Origin of the sequence: Gardnerella vaginalis ATCC 14018 = JCM 11026, assembly GCF_001042655.1 — a bacterium.
Taxonomy (GTDB): Bacteria; Actinomycetota; Actinomycetes; order Actinomycetales; family Bifidobacteriaceae; genus Bifidobacterium; species Bifidobacterium vaginale.
The window spans coordinates 392,832-414,300 of record NZ_AP012332.1; the positions used below are offsets into that span (position 1 = coordinate 392,832).

Below are 21,469 nucleotides of genomic sequence, written 5' to 3' on the forward strand. Positions count from 1 at the left end.
GCTGTAACGCGCGAGCGACTTACCGAGAATGTTGTTCAAAATGGAAAAATCAGCAACAAAATCGGGAAATCGCTAGCGTTCGCAAATAGTTATAGTCTGTGATTTTCTGCTTGCCGCATATCCGCCAGGAAGCGCTACAGGTTTTTGACCGTGCCAGTTTGTAATTAGCTCGTCGATTGATTCTATATGATTTGACGAAAAACGTATTCCAGCGGCGGTTAAAGCGCGGGCGATTATTCTGCGTCTTATCGAAGTGTGTTGTTTTGTTAAAGGTGATATTGCTATTTTTACTTCGTGTGCGCAAGAATCATAATTTTGCTTTAAAATCGTCTCTCTTTCTATTATGTCAACTTGAGAATTAATGTAATCTAAATCGTCTTGTGCAAATTTGGCACCTTTGGCAAGTAGTAAAGTCATATCTGTAGCAAAAAACCGTGAAATATAAGGCATTAGAGTATGTCTTATTCTTGAGCGAAGAGGGTATGACTTTGGTAGTTCAACATCGCTTGGTGTTAAATCGCCGTTTGTTGGATCATCCCACCACTCAATGCCCAAATCTTTGCAAATATTGGTTGTTTCAAGCCTTCTAAGGTTAATTAGCGGTCTAGCAAAACGTATTCCACTTCGAACCGTAATATTTTTCATTCCAGCTACAGCCTCAAGACCTGCAGAGTCTCGTAAACCTATAATCACTGTTTCTGCTTGGTCGTCAGCCGTGTGCGCTAAAAGAACTGCGGATGCACCCAAATCCTTAGCCGCGTTAATAATAGCAGCGTATCTAGCGTCTCTTGCTGCAGATTCTTCTCCTTTTTCGCCATCTTTAACTTGCACGGACTCAACGAATATAAGTGATTTGTCTACTCCTAAACTTGCAACAGTATTAGCAGCGTTTTGTGCAACTTTTGCGGATCCTTCTTGCATGTTGTGGTTCACTATAATCGCTGCACATCGAATACCTCTGCTTGCGCACACTTTGACTGCCAGTGCTGTTAATGCTAGCGAATCGCGTCCTCCAGAGCATGCTACCAGCACGATTGGTGCGTTTGGTAAAGCCAAATGTTGCCCGTGCTGCAAGAATTGTGGACCTTGCACTTCTAGCCCAAGATTATCGAAGCAGCGTTTTACTTCGCCAATTCCTTTACGCCAACTAGGTGAGTAAACCATGCTTATAGTCTAAATCATAATGCGTAAGTTGTAACACGTCCGTCATTCGTTTATGCAATCATAGTTAGCATGCAGATTGCTGATATAAGAGATGATATTGATTACGAATTGATCAGTCACGAAGAACTTATGAAGCGTATTCGTGAGGTTGCGGCTCAAGTTAGTAAAGACTACGAGAACCGCGATATTTTGCTTGTTGCAGCGCTTAAGGGTGCTGTTAACACGCTTGCTGTTTTCTCGCAGGAGCTTAGTCTTAACGCGCCGATGGACTTTATGAGTCTTTCCAGTTATGGCAGTGGCACTAAAAGCAGTGGTCAGATTACGGTTCGCGAGGACTTAACTACAGATGTTCGCGGACGAAACGTGCTTATTGTTGAAGATATTGTTGATTCTGGCAAGACTTTGGATTGGCTCGTTAAAGAGCTTAAGAGCAGAGGCGCTGCGAGTGTGAAGGTGTTTGCGCTTCTAACTAAACCTGCTCGTCGCGAAGTTGAAGTTGATATTACTTACGTTGGATTCGAGATTCCAGATGCTTTTGTAGTTGGTTTTGGAATGGATTACGACGAAAAGTATAGGAATCTTGATTCTATCGCGGTTCTTAAGCCATCTGTGTATGAATCTTAAGTATTCTTTATTGATTTTGAGTAGTAATCTTAAGAAACTTTGGTTAGTCTTAAAAAATCTTGATTAATTTTAGGTAATCTTGAATAATTAAGTACTGGATAATAGAAACCAAATAGTAGGATTTAATCCTAGTTTTAAGCATATTTCTATGTAAGGAGCCTTCAGAAGGATCCTGAAAGGAGCCTGATTATATGGGCGCTTCTCCAATGTCGCCTCGCGGACCTATGGGTGGACCTATGAAAAGTCCTTTGGGAGGTAACGGGAATAATCCGTTCCTTCCGCCTAATTTTGGAAAAAATCCAGATAGGAATAGTGGGAATAATAAGAACAATAAAAACAAGAACGGCAATAAGAATCAGAATGGTAATGATTCGCAGAATGATAATAATCCTGATTCTCGTCGTAAGTTCTTTAAATCTCCTTGGACTTGGATTGTTCTTCTTGTGATATTGTCTGTAGCAGGATTCCAGATGTTTGTGCATAACGGTACACAGACAATTGATACGCAAGATGGCTTGGAGTTGCTTCATAAGCGTAGTGCAAATTATGTGGAGGTTATTGACAACAAACAGCTTGTAAAGCTTACGCTTGACAAGAAGTATGTTAAGCTCGATAAGCGCGATAAGCAGAAGCACGATTATGGAAAAGACGTGCAATTCTACTATACGATTGCTCAGAGTAAGACTGTTGTTCAGGATATCGAAAAAGCTAAGCCAGTTAATGGTTGGACTGTTAGCATGCAGTCTTCTAGCATAATTTCTTATCTGATCACATCTATGCTGCCGATTTTGATTCTGCTTGGGCTTGTTTGGTTCATGTTTGGCAGAATGGCAAGCGCTGGCGGCGGAATGCTTGGAATGGGTGGCGGCCGTGGTCGCGGAAAGCTTTTGGAAGGTCAAACACCTAAGACTAAGTTTGCGGATGTTGCAGGTGAACAGTCTGCTGTAGAAGAAGTTGAGGAAATTAAGGAATTTCTTAAGGATCCTTCTCGCTACAAGGCTTTGGGCGCGCGTATTCCGCGCGGTGTGCTGCTTTATGGTCCTCCAGGAACTGGTAAGACTCTTCTTGCGCGTGCTATTGCAGGCGAAGCTGGTGTGCCGTTCTATGCTATGGCTGGTTCGGACTTTGTTGAGATGTTTGTTGGTCTTGGTGCTTCTCGTGTGCGCGAGCTGTTTGATGAGGCTAAGAAGAACGCTCCAGCAATCATCTTTATTGATGAGATTGATGCAGTTGGACGACGCCGCGGTAGCGGTATGACTGGCGGTCACGATGAGCGCGAGCAAACGCTTAATCAGCTGCTTGTAGAGATGGACGGCTTCGATAACGACACTAATTTGATTATTATCGCTGCTACGAACCGCCCAGATGTGCTTGATTCTGCGCTTTTGCGACCAGGACGATTTGATCGTCAGGTTGCTGTGGAAGCTCCAGATTTGGAAGGTCGCGAGGCGATTCTTAAGGTTCACGCTAAAGGCAAGCCTTTTGTTCCAGACGTTGATCTTCATATGGTTGCTGTTCGAACTCCTGGTTTTACGGGCGCGGATTTGGCTAATGTGCTTAATGAGGCGGCTTTGCTTTGCGCTCGTTCTGGCGCTCAGCTTATTGACAATCGCGCTATTGACGAGGCGATTGATCGCGTTCAGGCTGGTCCTAGAAAGAAGTCTAAGGGCATGGCTTTGGATGAGTTGCGTAACACTGCGTATCACGAAGGTGGTCACGCGCTCGTTGCTGCTGCCTTGCATCATACGGATCCTGTTACTAAGGTTACGATTTTGCCTCGTGGACGCGCTCTTGGATACACGGCTGTTATGCCAACTAGCGACCGCTATTCTCAGTCTCGAAATCAGTTGCTTGATCAAATGGCGTATGCTATGGGCGGCCGTACTGCGGAAGAGGTTGTGTTCCACGATCCAACTACTGGCGCTTCTAACGATATTGAAAAAGCTACAGCAATCGCTCGTAAGATGGTTGTTGAATATGGTTTCTCCTCTAAGCTTGGTGCCGTAAAGTGGATGGATGCTGATCAGGATTCTTCTGGTTCTTTGGATTCTTTGCAATCGCGTAAGTTCTCTAATAAAACTGCCGAAGTGATTGATGAAGAAGTTCACAAGTTGATTGAAACGGCTCACACTGAGGCGTGGGAGATTATTAATAATAATCGTGATGTTTTGGATGAGTTGGTTCGTCAGCTTCTTGTTAAGGAAACGCTTAACGAGAAAGAGCTTGAGCAAATCTTCTCTAAGATTCGTAAGGCTCCGGAGCGCGATTTGTGGCTTTCTAATTCGGATCGTCCAGATTCGCCTCTTCCTCCTGTAGAGATTCCAGAAAGCTTGAAGCGAAATATTGGTGTTATTAAGGATGATGCCTCTGAGGGTGATTCTTCTAAGGATAATACTGAGGATAAGTCGCCAGCTGATTCTACAGATGAAAATAAAAGTCTAAAATAATAATTTAATTTAAATAATAATTTAATTTAACAATTTTACGCGCGGTGTTTAGCGATTATGCAAAGCACCGCGCGTATAATATTTTTGGGAGGCGATTATGGACACAATTAAGTTAAGTGGTATTAAACCGAGTGATACTGATGCTTTTATTGGCTTATATACTCGCCTTAGTGTTGACGCTGTTTTGAGTTTAGATTTGAGGGCAGCGGTTGCTGGCGACTCTACCCAAACGGTTGATATTGCCCAGATTTCTAAAAGGCTTAGCCGCGTTTTGGACTCGTGTGTTCAAGATGATGATATTGCTAAGAATTCTTCGATCTGTTTGGAGCTTACGGCTGGAAGGCTACTAGATTCAGCTATGAAATCTTGGCTTGTTAAACAGGCAGAGATTACTGTTAATGCGCAGTTTAAAGCTGATTTTAACGATGCTTCTTATGATTTACCTAATGCAGATGGCGTGTCTATTACGATTCGTAGGGTTGCAGACGATGTGGAAACATCGCAGATTTTTGGATTGGCGAATCCTACGGACGCGTCGCTTTTTGCGGCTGAGCAGAAGGAAAAATTACAAGATGAGACTTCGAGAGATGAGTCTAAAGATAAGTCGCAAGCAACCAGCGATTCTAATTCTTCTTTAGATTCTGTCTATAGCCAATCTTGCTATAATCCAATTATCACAACTGCAGTAGTGTCAATGCAGGGAGAAAAATCAGAGTCAACAAAATTCGCCATGCTAGATATAATCACGAGTTTGGAGCAATCGAAAGAACCTATTTCAACTCAATTAGACGGCGTTTCGGCGTTATATCAGGTAAGCTCTGATAAAGGCGAAGAATATTCTGCAATAATAGTGGTATCTAGTACAATGGTAGAAGATGATCTAGCGCTTAAGATCAAAGAAATGCAAATTTCTCAAGAACAAAATTTGCGATTGAGAATTTTAGGCACGAGGCAATACGGATCTGATAGTTCAAACACAAAGACTATGGATTCAGATAGGCTTGATTCACAGCTAAATGCTGCACAATTGGAGCCATGGATGCAAATTGAGCCAGATGCTTCAATTGACGGAGAACCACTTGCGTACAAACTTGCGTTTGCACCAGATGCAGCGCGAGTCGGTATTTATTCAGAACGTTGGATTATGGGAGAGTGTTGATGAAAGCTTACCGCACGCCTTGGTGGTACTTTGTACTCGGGGTGCTATTTGGATTTGTATTCGGCGCATTCCTGGTGTCTATTACGGAATCAAGCGCAATATCGCTTTCTGGTGCGCCGTGGGTTGTTCTTGCGTTTATGACAATTGGTGGAATAGTTACCTTTATTCTTACTTGGCAGACGCATCAGTATGTTACTGCAAAGCCAGAGGAGCATAAGCATTTAAATATGCAGCTTGCTGTTGCAGCTCTTATGCTTGCAAAAGCGCTTGGAATGGCTGGAGCGATTCTAACTGGCTGGTATGCTGGGCAACTATTCATGTGTTGGCCGCATGCAAATATTCCGCTCTATTCCAACATTATTCGTGAATGCATTATAGCTGGAATAGTATGTCTTGTAGACATGATTATTGGTATTGTGGGTGAGTGGATGTGCCAACTTCCTCCAGAAGATGGTGCGGATGCATCAAGTGGTACTTCCGACAGGGCACAGTCAGCTGCTGCGATTTAAAATTATTTAAAATATAAAATTTAAAAATATAAGTATAAAACCGAAATACAAAACATAAACACAAACCTAAAATTTAAAAATCTGCTGTAATAATTTAATTTTAATTCAATTTAAATTCAATTTTTAAGGATGGTATATTACTTTGGCTGAATTTATTTACCAAATGATTAAGGCACGCAAGTCTTACGGGGATCGCGTGATTCTAGACGACGTTACCTTAAGCTTCCTACCAGGCGCAAAGATTGGCGTTGTAGGGCCTAACGGCATGGGTAAATCAACGTTGCTGAAGATTATGGCTGGTTTGGAGAATGTATCAAACGGCGAGGCTTCGATTACGCCAGGTTATACCGTTGGAATTTTGCAGCAGGAGCCACCTCTAGATGAAACGAAGACGGTTGGTGAAAACATTAAGATGGCATTTGGTGAGATTGCGCAAAAAGTGGATCGATTCAACCAAATCGGCGAAGAGATGGCAAATCCAGATGCTGACTTTGATGCATTGATGGAAGAAATGGGCAAGTTGCAAACAGAGATTGATGCTGCAAATGGTTGGGATTTGGATTCTCAGCTTGAGCAGGCGATGGATGCTTTGCAATGCCCAGACCCAGATTCGCCTGTTTCTGTGTGCTCTGGTGGAGAAAGGCGTAGAGTGGCGCTGTGCAAGCTTCTTCTTGAAGCCCCAGATTTGCTGCTGCTGGACGAGCCTACAAACCATTTGGACGCTGAGTCTATTCTTTGGTTGGAACAGTTCTTACACAAGTATGAAGGCGCTGTTATTGCTGTAACCCACGATCGCTACTTTATGGATAACGTAGCAGAGTGGATCTGCGAGGTGGATCGCGGTCAGCTTTACCCATACAAGGGCAATTACACCACTTACTTGGAAACCAAGGCTAAGCGTATGGAAATCCAGGGCGCTAAGGATGCCAAGCTTGCTAAGCGCTTAAAGAATGAGTTGGACTGGGTGCGTAGCTCGCCGAAGGCTCGTCAGGCCAAGAATAAGGCTCGTTTGGAGCGTTACGACCAAATGGAGCAAGAGGCATGCAATTCCAAGAAGCTTGATTTTTCGGAGATTCAAATTCCAGCAGGTCCACGCTTGGGATCGCAAGTTTTGGAAGCGAAGCATATTCACAAGGCTTTTGGAGATCGCGTGTTAATCGACGATTTGTCGTTTACTTTGCCTCGTAACGGTATCGTTGGCGTGATTGGTCCAAACGGTGTTGGTAAGTCTACGCTTTTCAAGACGATTGTTGGCTTGGAGCCACTTTCTGGTGGAGAGCTTACAGTTGGAGATACTGTGAAGATTTCTTACGTGGATCAGAATCGTGCAGGATTGGATCCTAATAAGAACTTGTGGGAAGCTGTTTCAGGCGGACTTGATTTTATTGAAGTTGCAGGCGTTGAAATCCCTACTCGCGCATATGTTGCAAGCTTTGGATTTAAAGGTTCGGATCAGCAGAAGCTTACGGGCGTGCTTTCTGGCGGCGAGCGTAATCGCTTGAATTTGGCTTTAACTCTTAAGCAGGGCGGCAACTTGCTGCTGCTTGATGAGCCTACTAACGATTTAGATGTTGAGACTCTTGAAAGCTTAGAGAACGCTTTGCTTGACTTCCCAGGTTGCGCTGTAGTGGTGAGCCACGATCGTTGGTTCCTTGACCGCGTTGCCACGCATATTCTTGCATGGGAAGGCGACGATGAGAATCCTGCAAAATGGTACTGGTTCGAAGGTAACTTCCAAGCTTACGAAGAAAATAAGATCGCACGCCTTGGTGAAGAAGCTGCTCGTCCTCATCGCTTGCATCGTAAGCTTACTCGCTAAATCGCGTATAACTCGTGCTATCAGAGTAAAACTGAATTAAAATCACGTATTGAGCTAAAAAGGAGAACAAATGCCGATACTTGATAAAAATGATTCTTCTAAAGTCCAAGAGTATGAGGAATTCATAAAACATTCGCCTTATGGAAACGCTATGCAAGATATGCGTTGGGCAGATGTGAAAAGCAACTGGATTAGTGAATACGTTTATCTAGAAGAAAACGGTAAGATTACAGCAGCAATGTCTGTTCTCGGCATAAAAGCTGTTGATGATAAAATGTTCCTCTATGCTCCTCATGGACCAGTAAGTGATTTTTATGATATAGAAACCACTAAGAAGCTGATTGAAGAAGCTAAGCCTCTTATTGAAAAGTACAATGCATTTTTGCTACGAATGGATCCTTGCGTTAAAAACGATCAAGATCTTGTTAAGAAGTATAGAGAGCAAGGTTTTACTTTTAGGAGCGATGGGGAAAAACTTCACTCTTTCTCCAATCCTCGATATGAGATGATGCTAGACCTTGAGGGTAAGTCTATGGATGATCTTCTTGCTGGGTTTAGTGCGATGACAAGAAGGCACATAAGGGCTTCTTTAAAAGCTGGCGTTACATCTAGGTGGAGTCGTTCTCAGGAAGATATTGACAAGTTCTATGAGCTTACTGAGATTATGGCAAAAAGACACGGTATTACATACAGACCTAAAGAGTATTTTGAGAGATTGCTTGCAGCTTATCCAGAAATGAGAATTTATAGCACGGACTATGAGGGTAAGACTATTGCGTGCATGATTGGTTTGCCTTATAACGGTGAATTATGGTACATGTATGGTGCTACTGCGACCATGCAGGGCAAGGTGAGCCCAGGGTATTTGTCTATATGGGATTTGATTCAGTGGGCGCATGAGCTTGGAATGAAGTACTTTAACATGGGTGGTGTGTTCTCACTTGATGTTAGCGATGGTCTTTATTTCTTTAAGTATGGTTTCTGCAAGGCTACTGATCCGTTTATTTGGATTGGTGAGCTTGATGTCGTTGCAGATGAGGATGCATACAGCAAGTTTGTTAATAGGTGATCTCCTGAAAATTTGCTATTTCTAGAGTGCTATAGTGCGCGAGTTGGGGTGAATCTGGTGCAAAGTACATCATGTCGTTCGCGCGCTACGCTTTAAGAGCTCATGCAGGTCGCGTCTCCCGTGTTTGTTTCTATTTTGCTCAAAAAGGGAACAAATGCGGGAATATTCTTACGTGATTTTGATTATCTTGTAGTGTTTTTCTTATCCCGCGTTAGTTTACTTGTATTCGAGTGTAACGGCATGTCGTGTATAGCTTATGCTTATCAATATCATTAATAAAAAATATATAGCGAAAATTTGTGTAAACCTTATTTTGTTAATGTTTAGTAAGGAAAATCAGTAATTTTTTAAAAAATAATATAAATCTGTGATTAAAATCACTCAACAAATTCTCTCAAAATTATTGAATTTTTCCACGGGGGGGGGGGGTAGATTACTCTAATTGGCAATTTGCTATCTCTGTGCTTTGTTTTGTTAGTTATTCTACATTTTATGAACAAATATTTGCCTGTGATGCAAAAAGTCGAAAAGTATAGACGTCCTAAAAGGGTGAAGTATATGACGAGTAAACAAAATAGCGCGAAACACATATCCATATCTAAAAAGTGCACAAAATCTTCGTACCTAGATAATTCTGTTATCGATTCAATGGCGAAATCGATTACGTCTACAAACTTTGAGGCAACTTCTTCTAGAAGGGTCTCTGTACTTCCTAAAATTGCTTTAACAGCAGTGCTAGCAAGTTTGCTTGCATGTGGAGCAGGATTGCCATCTAACCATGCATGGGCTAATGGCGTGAATATGCCTGACGGCAGCTATAGGTATGCGAATCGTGATTCTTCTACAAAGGCGCAGAGGTATGTTGATATTAAAGCACTTCCTTGCGATAAGAATCAGGTAACTGATAAGAATAAGGCTGATAGAGAAACTTACGGACAGTATTACAAGGTCGAATACCAGTTTAATTCTCAGGGTGAATGGTGGGGTGGTCGACCATTCTGGTGGGCGAGCGTGCCTAAGGATGTTGACATTGTAGATAATAAAGTTACTTTGCATAAAGATGAACAGTTGACTGGTGATGGCGGTTCCAAACAAACAGGTGCAACATATGGAAAGGATGCTTGGAATCAGTCTGCAAGCCGTTTCTGGTTTAGTAAGAATACGGAGAAAACTGAGTTTGAGAATAACTGGAAGAGGATGACTGGTGAAGCCGGCGGTTATGACAACTCAGGTGATACTTACAATACTTCTACAGCATATATGAACGATACGAGTGCACTAATTATTAACTGGGAGAGTAGGGGCAATAGAAAATCTAAGATTAGCTTTGTTATCAAACTGAAAGATAAAACGGAGCCTTTAAAGTTTGCTGCAGGTGTGTACCAGGTGATGGGCAACTGGCATTACACTGTTGGCAAAGTTGAGATTGCTCCAACGTTACCAAAGTATGCTCAGGAGTTAGAGCTTAATTATCCAAATGATAAGGTAGAGGTTGATTCTGCGAAATATGGCAAGAGTCTTACGAAAGACGAAAAGGATAATGTTCTTACAAAGCTGTGGGATGCTAATAAGAGTAATACCGATGTGCTGAAAAAGCTTAAAGGTATGGAACAGACTCAAACTGAAGCGGATTTCAAAAAGGCTGTAAAAGTTAATAATGATGGTAGCGCGACTATTACATACAAAGATGACTCTAAGGATACTATTTCTAAGGAGAATCTAACTAAGCGCTACGTGCCATTGTCAGAGCGCACAAAAATTACGTATCCAGCTTTGACTCCTGTGAAGAATACGTCTTCTCTTGATTCAACAGAGAAGACGCAAGTTGAAAATGCTATTAAGAATGCTAATCAGAATAAAAATATCAAGAGTGTAACTGTTGATGGTAACGGTAAAGCGACTATCACGTTTGATGATAAAATTGGCACTCCTTCCACTAAGACAATTGAAGGCAAGTATCTTGTAAAGAAGCAGCGTTCACTTGCGGATAAGTTTACGCCATTATACGGGTTACCTATTGGTGTGAAGAATCCAAGTAGCCTTTCGCCTGATGACATCAAAAAAGTTCAGGAATCTATATACGATGCTAATAAAAATGTAAATGGATTCCTTGATGCTATAAGTAATAATAAAAATAACATTTCGATTGCAACTAATGGTGATGCAACAATTACTTACAAGGATAACGAAAATAGCTTCCCTTCAAAAGATACTATTTCTCACACGTTATTAGTTTATAAGATACCATCTTTATCTGAGAGAGTGAAAATTGCTATGCCAAGCAGACTTGGTGTAAAGAATGCTGAAGATTTATCTTCACCAGAACAAAATGCAATTAAAGATAATATCAAAAAAGCTAATAAAGATCTCGATCAAAATCTTAAGAAAGACGCTAATGCTATTAATGTAGGAAAAGATGGTACTACAACAATAACGTTCAGCGATGATAGTACTGTAAAAATTCGCGGCGAGCGTCTAGTTTATACGCAAGGTAAAAGCACTGCGCAAGGAACTCATAAAGTTACTACTGGAAAGTATACGTACAATATAACTCCTATTAAGGTGACCAATATTAATAATATCGATGGAAATAATTGGGCTGATGCAGCTCGGCGTTTCATGTTCGATAATTATGATTGGACAAATAAAGGAACAGAATTTAATAAAATTAATCATACTGAACCGCTTGCAATTGGTGGTAGTAATATAGCTAGCAACAATAAATGGGATCTAGAAAAACAGGCAAGTATATTCACTCCAAAGAGTGGCACTAACGGATTAAAAATTAATGTTTGGGGTACACTTGGTATAACTAACATTGTGCATGGAAATAGTGGTATTGAGATTAGAGGTGCTAGTAGTACTTGGAATACTGATGATTTGTACTTCACATTATCCAAAGATGATCTTTTCTATGCTGATGGACCAGCGTTTAATCCAGAAGACGAAAAGAAAAAGATTGATGATGCAATAGAGAAAGCTCTGAAAGATAAGGGATTCTCTGGAGATGAGCTTAATAAACTTAAGAATGAAATATCTAAAGATAAAGATGTTTTATCGGATAAAAACGGTATTAAAAAACAAGATGACGTTGATAAGCTTCTTAAGAAAATAGACGAGCTTGTTAATAAGAAGAAAGAAGAATCTGATAATAAAAAGCAGATTGATAAGGCTAAGAAGGATCTTGGTCTTGATGATAAGCAGAAAAAAGAGCTTGATGAACAGCTGAAAGGCGTAACTGATCCTGAAAAGATTCGTGAGAAGATAAACGAATTCCAGAAGAAGCAGGATCAGCAGAAGCAGACTGAGTCTGATGACAAGCAAAAAGAGGCTGATCAAAAGCAAAAGCAGGCTGTTCAAACTCAGCAGAATGCTGATAATAAGACTGTCGACCAAAAGCAGCAGCAAGCTACTCAGGAGGAGAATACTTCTAATCAGCAAGCTGAAAAAGATAAGAAGACTGCTGAGCTTGAGAAGCAAAAGCAGGCTGCTATTGATGAAATTCGCAATGGTGAAGATTATAAAAATCTTACGCCTGATGATAAGAAGCAGTTTATTAAGAAGATTCAGCAGGCAACTGATGAGAATGATATAAATACTATAAAGCAACAGGCTGCGGAAAAGGCTACTCAGAATCAGACTGCTTTTGATAACAGTAATAATAATGGTCTTGATACTGCTAAGCAAGCTGCTAAGGATACTATCGGTAAGCTTACTAATCTTAATGATACTGAAAAGCAGAAGTATCAGGGTGATATTGATAAAGCAAATAGTCTTGATAAAGTTGCAGAGATTCTCAACAAAGCTGAGTTTGAGGATGCTAAAGCTGCAGCTAAGAAGAAGATTGCTGATCTGAAGCAGAAAGGTGATCTTACTGATCAAGAAGCTACAGATCTAAATAATCGCATTGATAAAGCTAATGATTTGCGAGAAGTTGAGGGTATTCTTGAGGAAGCTGAGTTAAATAAAGCTAAGAGTGATGCTAAATCTGATGTAGATAAGCTCACGAATCTTAACAAAGCTCAAAAGGATGCTTTGAAGCAGAAAATTGATGATGTTGAAACTGATCCTACCAGCGATAATTTGAAGACTGTTGATCAGGCTAAGACTGCCATCACTGCTGTTGTTGCTAAGGCTAAAGAGCTTGACAAGAAGATGAGTGATCTTAAGACTCTTGTTGATTTGGTCAATAAACAGAAAGAAACTCTTAAGAAGTCTGATGGCTACAAGGATACATCTAAGAAGAATGCTTTTGACACTGCATTAACAAATGCATCTACTCTTGTTGATCTAACTAAGGGTACGAATGCTGATGGTGCCAAGGTTGATGAGACTAAGAACACATTAGAAAATGCTGTTAAGGATCTCGGTGGTAATACTGTTGACAAGTCAAAGCTTCAGCGTGAAATTGAGACCGCTTATGAATGGCAAGGCAAGAATAAGCAGGGTAAAGATGATTCTTCTATAAAGAAGAATCCAAAGTATGAGAATGCTTCTAAAGATAAGAAGAATGATTTTGATACTGCTCTGTCTAATGCAAAGAAAGTTTATGACCAAAAAGATGCTTCACAGGTGTCTATTAATGAGGCTGAATATAAGTTAAGCAAAGCAATTGATGCTCTTGATGGTCATAATAAATCTGATTTGAATGATGCCATAAAGAAAGCAAATTCAAAGAAATCTGAAATTGTTTACAATAACGCGTCAGAAGATAAGAAATCTGCTTTTGATGAAGCGTTAAGATATGCTGAGGAAATCGAAAAGAAGCTTGGCGCATCAGATGTTGAGATTAGTAAAGCAAAAGACGACTTGGATAAGGCACTTAACGATCTTAATGGTAAGGTTAAAACTTCTGATTTGGAAGCTGCTGTAGAAAAAGCAAAGAAAATGAGGAAGTCAACAACTGATCCTAAATCTGATGGCGATCCTAAGTATGAGAATGCTTCTCAAGAAAAGAAGCAAGCTGTTGATACGGCTCTCAATCGCGCTGAGTCTGCTCTTGCTGACGCTAATAATGATAAGTCAAAGAACACTCCTGAGCAAAAGCAGAAAGCTATTGATGAAGCATTAAATAAACTTAATGATGCTATTAGTAATCTTGATGGTGTTGACAAGACTAAGTTGACAGGAAAGCTTACGGAGGCAAAAGGTAAAAAGGGTACTCCTGCTTATAAGAATGCTTCTAATACCAATAGTAAAGCGCTTGATGACGCTATAGCTTCTGCAGAAAATATCGTAAATAAAGCTGGTGCAACAGAGAAGGAAATTTCTGATGCTATCAATAAGCTTACCAAAGCTATCGATGGTTTGGATGGTCATGATATTTCTGATTTGCATAACGCTGTTGATAATGCCAATACTAAGAAGTCTAAAGTGTCTTACAAGAATGCCAATCAAGATAAGCGAGATAATTTTGATAAGGCTCTGAAAGCTGCTGAAGAAATCTTGAAGAACCCTAATGGTAAGACTGAGCAGGCAATAAAGACTGCTAAGGATAATCTTGAAATTGCATCGAACGAGCTGGATGGCGTTGTTGATACATCTAAGCTGCAGTCTGAAGTTACTAAGGATACTGATATAAAGGATAAGCCGCAGTATAAGAATGCTGATAAAGATAAGCAGACTACTTTTGATCAGGCTCTTATCGAAGCTCAGAATGCTTTGAGTGAAGCGAAGAACAATAAGTCTCAGAAGTCTCCTGAGGATAAGCAGAGTGCTGTTGACAATGCTTTGAAGAATCTTCAGACTGCTGCATCTTCGTTGAATGGTGCTGATATTAGTGCTTTGCAGGAAGAGATTGCTCTTGAAGGCACTGTGAGAATGTCTTCTGCGTACCTCTATGACACTTCGGATAAAAAGACTGCATATAATGATGCTTTGCAAGATGCGCGAGATCTCGTTTCAAAGTTGGCTGATATATCTGGTACTGGTAAAGATCTTGCTTCTAAGACTCAATCAGAGCGTCAAGCTCTTGTTGATTCTGCTTTGAAGAAGCTCCAGCGGGCTAAGAATGCGTTGACTGGTGTAGCTCCTGCTCAGTCTCTGTCTCCAGTTATTCCTGTGAATCCAGAGTTTGAGCAAAAGCCTGTTCCAGTTCCAACTCCCGATACAACTCCAACTCCAGAGCAAACTCGTGATTCTGGTTTTGGTGTGAATGATAATGCGCCAGCTATTGTAGATAAGGGCGAGTTGTATTTGCAGATCGAGGGTGCTGAATCCGATTCGCAATCTAGCGATAATGCAAATGGTTCGCAGCAGAACAATGTGGATGATAACTCTGGCAATTCTATTAATTCAGGGAATGTTAGCAAGAGTACAAATAGTGGTAATGGTGTCACCAGCAGTTCTGCTGCTAAGCAAGATAATGCATCCAATGATAATGGATCACATGATGCAAATATCGATTCTGGTGTAGAGAATTCTCCAGCTGTTAAGCAGGCGGATATTGATGTTTCTAAGGCAAAATCTAATGTTGATAGTGCTTTGGCGGAAGCTAAAAAGGTAGCGGCCGATCCTCATAGCACTCAGGAACAAGTGAATGCTGCTGTTGAGAAGCTGAGTGCTGCGCGTAAGGCTTTGCTTGCTGCTAAGTCTCGTGCTTCGCAGGTTCGTGATGAGGTTCGTGCTCAGGTTATTAAGAATTCTAAGTCTGCTGGTATGCGTGCTTATTCGAATGCTGAAATGAGTAGTGATAGTAATAAGCGTGGAGAAATCAGTGGCATGAATACTGGTTCTGTTGTTGCTCCTACTGGGCTGCTGGCATCGCTTCTCGCTGCTGCTGGAGCGCTATTTGCTGCTCGTCGTGGTGGATTGCGCAAAAATAAGTAGGCAGTTTTAGCAGTGTAAATTGGTTGCTCGGTTTTATAGCTTTTTGCTTGTAGCTGAGCAACTTTTTTATTCTCGTAACCTGTATGGCTGACTAGTTTATAACCGTATGCACTTATGCAGGTCATTTTTTACTTGTATTTGTACGTGCTATGGGGTGAATATGGCGTAGGGTGTGTTTCGACGTTAGCGCGGTTTAAGTGCGCTCACGTCTTTGCCGCACGTAAAGTCCACTGGACTTTACGTTTGAGCGGCTCAGCGCTCCGAATTGCCTTCGCGCGCTACGCTTTAAGCGCGAAGGCAGGTCTCGCGCCCGCGTTTGTTGTCGTATTTGCTCAAATGATAAACAAACTTGGGAAAATATTCCTTTAGGATGCACGTAAATTAGGTCAAATCTGGTATAAAGTGCGCAATAGTTCGCGTATATTATGTAACGCTTATGTAATAAATGTTTTTGCTTATAGTCGAAAGCGCATCAATCTTTTAATATTTGATTTGGATCAAATATTAATAAGTACAGTGTCTCTATTCTCAAATGTACGGCTATGCTTAGAATTGATTTCTAAACTGTTTGCCACCGAAAACCAGTTACTTTGTACAACACATGTACTTATACATATGGCAGAAAATATGCACATGCACTTTTTATTAAAATTGATTATCTTCATTGATTATCCTAATTATGTAAAAACATTTATCTATAAATATTTAGCCCTTTACTGATCCAGCTAAAAGACCAGAAACTATCCACTTCTGGCAGAAGCAGAAGAAAATAAACACTGGAATCAAAGCTAATACAGTCGTTGCCATGAACAAAGGCCAGTTTGTTGTGAATTGTTGTACAGCATTGTAAACCTGTAAGACAACAGTCTGTTTGTCTGTTGATGATAAGAACACGCTTGGTAAAAGAAAGTCATTCCAAGTGCCCATTGTTTGGAAAACAACTACGGCTACAATAATTGGACGTATAAGAGGCAGAACTATAGTCCAATATATTCGGAATGGTCCTGCGCCATCAATTTTTGCTGCTTCAAATAATTCTTGTGGAAGAGCTTTCATATAGCCAACAATAAGGAAATAGCAAAAGACGCAGCTACCCATATATAGTGCTACAAGACCTGTAAGAGTATCTGTTAAACCTATTGAAGATTCCATACGGTATAAAGGCAATAAAGTCGCTTGTACTGGTATTGCAAATGTAATCATTAGGATTGACCCAATAATCATAGTAAAAAGAGATTTTTTCTGTACTACACCATAAGCTGCAAGTGATCCGATTAATACTTGCAAAATAACAGCAACAGCAGTCACAATAATTGTGTTTATAAATGCTTGAATTATTGTTCCATCTGCAAATGCATCTATGTAATTATTCCATAACCATTGTGTTGGTAGCTGCAATGGGTGTTTAATCATGTCGATAGGTGTTTTGAATGAACTGATTACAACGTAGTACAGGGGGACAGCGCATATTAGAGCAATTGTCCAAACAACTATAGTTCGAACTGTTTGAGATACGATTTTGTGACGCTTATTCATTATTGGAATCTCCTTGCAACTGTGCTTGATACCTTCATTTGGATTGCAATAACAATTACGCAAGCAATCGTGAATAATGTAGATAATGCTGATGCTAAACCAACGTCAGATTGTCCCATGCCGCGCATAATTATCGCTTGAGTTATGGTATTTGTGGAATGACCAGGACCTCCAGCGGTCAATGTGTATGGTAAGTCGTATATTTTCAAAGCAGTTGTCATCAATAAAAATGTTGAAACAACCATTCCTGGAATTAACTGTGGCAAAGTTATATGAACGAATCGCTGTAAACCATTCGCACCATCTACTCTCGCTTGTTCATAGAGATCTGCTGGAATTGCCTGAAGCCATGCGATGTATAAAGTAGCATGCCATCCAACTTGCATCCATACTGCTACGAACATTACGCAAAAACGTGCCCAGTTATCTTGAGAAAGCCATTGAATAGAAGGTAAGCCAAATGTGTGTAAAACTTGATTGGCGACTCCAGAATCTAGAGGAGAAAAAATGTATTGCCAAATTAGACCAATTACCGCTTGTGCTGGTACTCCTAGGAAGAAGAATAATGATCGCAAAAAACTCTTACCAATCATTGCTTGATTTAAAACAACGGCTAGAGGAATTGCCAGACATGTAACTACGATGGTAACGATGAATGAATACATCAATGTAAAAATTAATGCTGAAAGTAATGATGTGTCAGAAAAGACTTGTTGATACTTTTGCAAGCCGATGAAGTGAAAATTTAAATCGTAGCCATTGAAATCAGTAAATGAGTAAAAAATTGATTGCATTAAAGGAATTAAAGTTAACACAATAAAAATAATCACTATTGGCAATAGGAACCAAAATGAAGTTAAATTATCTTTAAAGGCAGCTGAAGATACAGAAAACTTATGTCTTATTTGCTCAGAATTGCTGTTATTGTTTGGTGAACACCTCATAGTAATGCCCCCTCTATGATCTACAAATCTGCTATTGCTAACAGGATTACAGATGCAAATTACTCTCGTCAATGAAAACGGGTTGCACTCTGTAACAGATTTTACTGATTTAAAATTTCAGAGTGCAACCCATTCTGCTTATACTATTTCATCGAATTCCATTTATCGTCTAACAACTTAGTGAATTCTTTTGGAGTGATTTTTCCTTGAACTAGCTCTTGTTGACGAGATGCCATTTCTGTCATCATTGCGCTAGGAGACTTGGAGAAGTTCACCCAGTAGAATTTGTTATTTTGGAAATAATCTTTAATAACTCCAGCAAGTTCAGCAGGAGGATCTGCGCGATACTTATCAGATAATGACAAAGTTCCAGCATTTGTTGTGAACGTCTTAAGACCATCCTTGCTGTTCAAATATGCTAAGAATGTTTTTGCTGCTTCTTGCTGAACTTTAGATGCTTTAGCTGCAATAGCGAATCCTTGGTCAGGGCCACCATTAATCCACTGCTCTCCATTCTTATAAGAAGGCATAGGAGCAACACCAAAATTAATTCCAGAGGCTTTTACATCTGCCAAATCCCAAGGACCAGAACGCATAACTGCAAGATTTCCAGTGACAAATTCTTGCTTTACCTGATCTGCTGTTAGGCCAATGCTCTTATGAGGAATGACTTTTGCGTCTATAGCTTTAGCCCATTCGCTCAATGCTGGAGTCCACTCTTTACTAAATGTTGAAGATCCGTTCCAGATTACTTCGTCTTGCTTATCGTTTTTGTCAGAAGCATATTTACTTGCTAATAATGCCTCGAATGTGCCAGATGGCTGTGTGTTAAAATCTTCCAAGAATGCGACTTTACCAGAATCATTAATCTTCTTGCCCATAGTAATAAAGTCGTCCCATGTCTTAGGGAATTCAGTGTATCCAGCTTGCTTCAAAATATCTTTATTGTAAAACATTGCACCAACCCAAGCAGAAACTGGCATGCCATATGTTTTACCGTTGTGTTGGAATAGCTTGAAGTTTGATTCATCAATTCCAGAGAAGAATTTTGATCCTGAAATATCCAGAGCTTGACCAGATTGCATTATGTCAGTGCGGTTATCCATTGTTAAATTGAAAATCGTCGGAGGAGTGCCGCCAGCTAGTCGAGTTTGCAGAGTTTGGATGTATTGCGTTGAATTTTGACCATATTGCGCATCAATCTTAATATTTGGATGTGCTTTTTGAAATGCTGAAATTACATTGCCTATCTGATTTTTCTTGAAGTAAGAATAAAACGAAATAGATACTTTTCCAGCAGAATTTCCATTGCCACATGCTCCCAATGGTAATAACACTGTGGCGAGTGTCACCAGTGCCACCGCCGTGCGCTTTACATTTCGAAACCCACACCTCATTGTGATTTCCTTTCTTTGTGATAGCAAATCTTCTACCATCTTTTCAATACGTATTAGTACTGATAGGTACAGTATGACACATATCTTATAAAAATGCAACTTAAATATAGTTATATGTGTTTTTAAAAAGATATATAACAAGCGTAAAAATAGTGATTTATTAAGGGATTTCGTTATTCATGAGCAGGATAAACTTGTATGGATAAAGAATATTTTATATATATTAGACAATATCCATTATTAATATTATAGTAATAATACGTATTAGTAATAATTGAATGTATACAGATAATATTTTTTAGGATGCAAGATGAACGTGGAAATTAGTCGCACAATGGATGTGCTAAACACAGCAGACGCAACAAAAACAGATGTAGTTTCAAATGTAGTCGATAAATTTGTAACCACAATTAGGTTGCTCGAAGGGGAGCGCTGGTGGGGTGGAACAGTAATTGATGGGATATATGAACCATTTGGGAAACAAGTATTTACAAGAGATTTGTCTGAATGGACTCAAAAACTAAGAGAAGTTCCTGAAGCCTCAAATCAATCTTCTCCGCTACTAATATCTACGTGTGGACGATATGTATGGTGCAAAGAACCTTTCAAATTTACATTCGCAGATAGAACTCTATCGATAGAACATTCATCATCTCTAACGTTTACCAAAGTTGGAGATAAATTATCTGATGCTTATAAGTATGCTTGCAATAAATATTTTCCACCAAGCGGTAGAAGTATACCTGCAGATCTTATTGATAAGCCGCAATATAATACTTGGATCGAAATGCCTTATGCTCCAACGCAAAATAAAGTAGAAAATTATGCGCGTCAGATTCTTGAATTAGGAATGCCATCTGGAATCATTATGATTGATGACAAATGGTCACCTGATTATGGTGATTGGACATTTGATATTTCGCGTTTTCCAAAACCTCGTAAAATGATTGACTCATTGCACGAACAAGGCTTTCGTGTAATGCTTTGGCTCGTGCCTTTCATTAGTCCTGATTCTGAAAATTTCCGTTATTTGGAAAAAGAAAATCTTTTATTGAGAAGTGTAAATGGGGAAACAGCAATACGACGATGGTGGAATGGCTTGAGTGCTGTTTTGGATTTGTCGCATCCAAAAGCAATCTCTTGGTTAGAAGAGAAGCTTGATGCTCTTAGACAAATAGGTGTTGATGGGTTTAAATTCGATGGTGGTGATTTTTATGAGTGTCATAACGATGACATTTCATACGAATCAATGACGTCTGCAGAATTTTGTGAGCGATGGGCGAAATTCGGGTTGCGCTACTCTTACAACGAGTTTAGAGCATGTTGGAAAATGGGTGGTCAGCCTTTAGCGCAGCGCTTACGAGATAAGCCACAATCGTGGGGGGTTGAAGGTCTACAATCGCTTATTCCAGAAATAATAGCTCAAGGTCTTATTGGTCACGCATTCACATGTCCAGATATGATTGGTGGAGGCGAAATTGAATCTATGCAAAATGCTAATAGTATAGATCAAGATTTCTTTATTCGGTATGCACAGATTGCAGCATTATGTCCTATGATGCAATTCTCTACTTTACCTCACCGTGTTTTAGATAAAGAGCATATGAAAGCTCTAATTTGTGCTATAAGAACGAGAGAAGCACATTTGCCGACGATACAAAAGTTTGCATTAAATGCTGCTAATACTGGTGAGCCAATAGTACGACCAATGTCTTACCACTACGATCATTGTGAAGATATAATTGATCAATTCTTACTTGGAGACAGAATTATAGTGGCTCCAGCTCTTCATAAATATCAAAAACAGCGTTCTGTTTATATTCCTGATGGAAGTTGGGAAAGTGATGATAAAATTATTTTTGATGGACCAACTACTATCATTGTTGATACGCCGTTGGATCGAATTCCAATATTCACAAAAAAAATGTAGAGTATATTTTGTATATACTATATATTCTGTATATTTTGGGATT

General features: G+C 40.0%; 12 protein-coding genes. 8 read left to right on the plus strand and 4 right to left on the minus strand.

Going from position 1 to position 21,469, the window contains the following annotated elements; all coding sequences use genetic code 11:
• Window positions 1-72 precede the first annotated feature (72 nt).
• Window positions 73-1,164, minus strand: coding sequence for a tRNA lysidine(34) synthetase TilS (tilS, locus tag GAVG_RS01485; protein ID WP_004112231.1), 1,092 nt, complete (start codon window positions 1,162-1,164; stop codon window positions 73-75).
• A 69-nt stretch (window positions 1,165-1,233) separates the two neighbouring features.
• Here tilS and hpt point away from each other — a divergent pair, with 69 nt between their 5' ends.
• The 7 genes from hpt to GAVG_RS01520 all read left to right on the plus strand — a co-directional run bounded on the left by hpt (window position 1,234) and on the right by GAVG_RS01520 (window position 15,619).
• Window positions 1,234-1,788, plus strand: coding sequence for a hypoxanthine phosphoribosyltransferase (gene hpt, locus GAVG_RS01490; RefSeq protein WP_004112234.1), 555 nt, complete (start codon window positions 1,234-1,236; stop codon window positions 1,786-1,788).
• A 191-nt stretch (window positions 1,789-1,979) separates the two neighbouring features.
• Complete coding sequence (gene ftsH / locus GAVG_RS01495; protein ID WP_004575067.1) at window positions 1,980-4,235, plus strand: ATP-dependent zinc metalloprotease FtsH; 2,256 nt, start codon at window positions 1,980-1,982, stop codon at window positions 4,233-4,235.
• 97 nt (window positions 4,236-4,332) lie between these two features.
• The gene (locus GAVG_RS01500) at window positions 4,333-5,394 is read left to right on the plus strand and encodes a dihydroneopterin aldolase (protein ID WP_009993640.1); all 1,062 of its coding nucleotides are present in this window, start codon (window positions 4,333-4,335) and stop codon (window positions 5,392-5,394) included.
• Complete coding sequence (locus tag GAVG_RS01505; protein ID WP_004112239.1) at window positions 5,394-5,903, plus strand: DUF3180 domain-containing protein; 510 nt, start codon at window positions 5,394-5,396, stop codon at window positions 5,901-5,903. The genes GAVG_RS01500 and GAVG_RS01505 overlap by 1 nt, the downstream gene beginning before the upstream one ends.
• A 142-nt stretch (window positions 5,904-6,045) precedes the next feature.
• A complete protein-coding gene (gene ettA / locus GAVG_RS01510; protein WP_009993639.1) occupies window positions 6,046-7,722 on the plus strand; it encodes an energy-dependent translational throttle protein EttA in 1,677 nt (558 codons plus the stop codon).
• A 70-nt stretch (window positions 7,723-7,792) separates the two neighbouring features.
• Window positions 7,793-8,791 carry a lipid II:glycine glycyltransferase FemX gene (locus tag GAVG_RS01515; RefSeq protein WP_009993638.1) on the plus strand — a complete coding sequence of 333 codons (999 nt, stop codon included), beginning with the start codon at window positions 7,793-7,795 and terminating at the stop codon, window positions 8,789-8,791.
• 558 nt (window positions 8,792-9,349) lie between these two features.
• On the plus strand, window positions 9,350-15,619 hold the full coding sequence (locus tag GAVG_RS01520; protein ID WP_048653118.1) for a GA module-containing protein: 6,270 nt from the start codon (window positions 9,350-9,352) through the stop codon (window positions 15,617-15,619).
• A 705-nt stretch (window positions 15,620-16,324) separates the two neighbouring features.
• Here GAVG_RS01520 and GAVG_RS01525 read toward each other — a convergent pair.
• The 3 genes from GAVG_RS01525 to GAVG_RS01535 form a co-directional block, all read right to left on the minus strand.
• Window positions 16,325-17,155 (minus strand): carbohydrate ABC transporter permease, encoded by an 831-nt coding sequence (locus GAVG_RS01525; protein WP_004115716.1) that lies wholly within the window; start codon window positions 17,153-17,155, stop codon window positions 16,325-16,327.
• Window positions 17,155-18,099 carry a carbohydrate ABC transporter permease gene (locus GAVG_RS01530; protein WP_004112250.1) on the minus strand — a complete coding sequence of 315 codons (945 nt, stop codon included), beginning with the start codon at window positions 18,097-18,099 and terminating at the stop codon, window positions 17,155-17,157. The genes GAVG_RS01525 and GAVG_RS01530 overlap by 1 nt, the downstream gene beginning before the upstream one ends.
• Window positions 18,100-18,242: 143 nt before the next feature.
• Window positions 18,243-19,496, minus strand: a complete 1,254-nt coding sequence (locus tag GAVG_RS01535; protein WP_009994561.1) for an ABC transporter substrate-binding protein — start codon at window positions 19,494-19,496, stop codon at window positions 18,243-18,245.
• Between the two features lie 310 nt (window positions 19,497-19,806).
• Here GAVG_RS01535 and GAVG_RS01540 point away from each other — a divergent pair, with 310 nt between their 5' ends.
• Entirely contained in the window at window positions 19,807-21,426 is a 1,620-nt protein-coding gene (locus GAVG_RS01540) for a glycoside hydrolase family 31 protein (protein WP_004112254.1), read from the plus strand.
• The last annotated feature ends 43 nt before the right edge of the window (window positions 21,427-21,469 follow it).